Below are 2,469 nucleotides of genomic sequence, written 5' to 3' on the forward strand. Positions count from 1 at the left end.
ACAACCGACCCAGAAAACGATTGAGCTATCTCACTCCAGCCGAGGTCTTTTTCAACTACGATACCCTTGCACTTCGTGAGTGAATCCACCGGGTTCAAGGGGCGAAGCCCTTTGCGCACGTGTCACCATGTGACACCTAGGTGCGCTCTTGCTTCTTTCTTTCAAGTCTTGTCTTTCAGATCTTTTAGATTTTCGCACCGGGCAAAATTCGAGACCGACCGAAACTTGACGCAAGCCATTTTCCTGCTTGACTCATTTCTACGAGACAGGAGAAAAGCATGACCACCACCCATCACTATCAAGGCCAAATTCAACGTGCGACGGAACGACTGGCTCAGCTTCAAGCGAAGCGGCTTTTAGTTACCCAAAGGCAAGAATCGAAGAAGAAGGAAGCTGAAATGCGCGAACAAGCCAAGCGACGCGTTCGAATCGCAGAGCTCGTGTTCCTTGTAGGGGCTGAATCGCTGGATGACTCCGAAATAACAGCCGCTCTGCGCAGCCACATGAGCAGGCGTGCGATGACATCTACAATCACGACGGGGAATGCTGATCACCCCATAAACCCGCACATCTAAAGGATATCGTCATCGTCTATATCTTCATCATCACTAACCCATTGATTGAAGCGACCGTCTTCTGAGCGCGGTAGAGGATTCGCCGTTGGTGCCTTAATCAGCGTCGCCATCTGCAAGCTGCCACCGAAGGCCAAGGCATTTTGTCGGGCGAGACCAGCAATTCGTCGAACTTCCCGCTTGTCCGCCCATTCACTCGCAGACTGGATGGCAGAAAGGTCCTTCTCCGAAGACAGCCGGAAAGACACCCACGTATTGCACTGGGAAAGAACGGTCGGAGATATTTCCGACGGTCGTTGGGTGCTAAGCCAGAGCGCCAGTCCGAACTTCCGCCCTTCCTTGGCAAGACGCTCATAAGCCAGAGCATTGTTTACGGCCTCATCGCCTATCCCCATCTGCCGCAGATAGTGGTGCGCCTCCTCCAATACCAACAGCGTTTCCCGCTTGTTCTCCTGTCCGCGCCTGAAGAGCTCAAACGCGTAAAGCTCCAAGACGGCTCCTAGGACAAATGGCGTCAGGTCGTGCGATACGCGACGGAGGTCAACGATGTGCACACGCCAATCCACTTCGTCGCCGCCGAACAATCGTTCGACAACTGCACTGGCCTCGTTGTGCCAGCTAAGCGGGCCACCACAGCCTGCCCCACCGTCTACCTTGACCACATCCTTGAACATGTCATCGTCAACAAAGCGAGCGATACGCGTGATAAGCGGAGCGATGTTGCCGTAGTTCCACGCGTTGCGCTCCGGGCCCCTGTTGCTTGGAGCAATGGCGTGGCTGTCAGCAATCAGGGGGCCGAGCGCTTGCATGGGAGGCCATGAGGCAGCTAAGGGCGGCGTTCCGGCACGCAGGTCACCGATGATCGCCTGTGCCTGGACTACGCGGTCGCTCCGACAGTCATCGAACAGCGAAGCTTGCGTATCTGCCGCCAGGCCCGCACCCCCACCAGTAGGGAACCACCTGACCTTATTCAAATGATCCAAGGCAAACGTCAACGCGGGCCGCTGGGTCTTGTCGCTGGGCAACAGTAAGCGTTGCAGGCCCAAGCGACCTAACGCGTAATAAGGGATACGGTAGCTATTCGGATCTGACCCGCCAATGCGGGTGACTTTGATGGCTCCCGGCGGATAGTTGGCAGCAGGGAAAGCGTCTTCGTATTCGCCATTGATATCGAAGATGACCACCCGCGCCTTGGGCATCTTGGCGACCTGCTGGAGCACCGCAGCCGTAAAGCAGCTCTTGCCTTGCCCTGAACTGCCAAGCACCGCGACATGCCTGGAAACCAAACTCTCCAGGTCCACCATCAGACGGCCGCCCCCCCGGAGGTCATCCCCCAAGTGAATGTCTGCCGGCGAGGCTACAGAGCTACGCAGGATCGAAGACAGCTCTTCGTCAGTGAGCGGATAGGCCTCAGCGCCTAGCGAAGGCGAGGAAAGCGAGTCCGACACGAAAGCCAGCTTTCCCATGTCACGCCGCAGCCGACCCACCACCAAACCGGTGAGATGACGCAATGGCTCGGAAGCAACCGATGTTCCCGAGAGCCCAAACCGATGAACCTCTTTGGGCTCAGCAAACGACAAGGACTGAACTTTCATCACCAATAGTCGGCCGCCGGATTCAATCCCGAGAAGACTTCCCACTTCAGTGACAACCGAGACCCCGTGCGCATGGGCTGCCAACTGGCCGCGATGGACATCCATGAGGTTCAGCGTGATGTCCACGCCGTCGATTTGGACAACGTAGCCGATGGCCTGCCGGCTCCTCATAGCTCATCGTCCTCCACGTCGGGCTTCTCGGGCATCAACTTTCTGGCTCATCGCGGATTCGTGTGGGTGCCTTGAGGCCCCTGAATCTGCGTTGAGCCTTGGAAACAGGCCCTTTCCACCGTCCCAGAAGG

Annotated in this window: 2 protein-coding genes; one reads left to right on the forward strand and one right to left on the reverse strand. The window is 56.9% G+C overall.

Annotated features, from left to right (window positions below; genetic code table 11):
* Positions 1 to 278 precede the first annotated feature (278 nt).
* On the forward strand, positions 279 to 575 hold the full coding sequence (locus XcuCFBP2542_RS18730) for a hypothetical protein (RefSeq protein ID WP_104605735.1): 297 nt from the start codon (positions 279 to 281) through the stop codon (positions 573 to 575).
* Here XcuCFBP2542_RS18730 and herA read toward each other — a convergent pair.
* Positions 572 to 2,338: an anti-phage-associated helicase HerA gene (herA, locus tag XcuCFBP2542_RS18735; RefSeq protein WP_104605737.1), complete on the reverse strand. Its 1,767-nt coding sequence runs from the start codon at positions 2,336 to 2,338 to the stop codon at positions 572 to 574. The genes XcuCFBP2542_RS18730 and herA overlap by 4 nt on opposite strands.
* Positions 2,339 to 2,469 lie beyond the last annotated feature (131 nt).

The organism is Xanthomonas cucurbitae (genome assembly GCF_002939885.1).
GTDB lineage: Bacteria > Pseudomonadota > Gammaproteobacteria > Xanthomonadales > Xanthomonadaceae > Xanthomonas > Xanthomonas cucurbitae.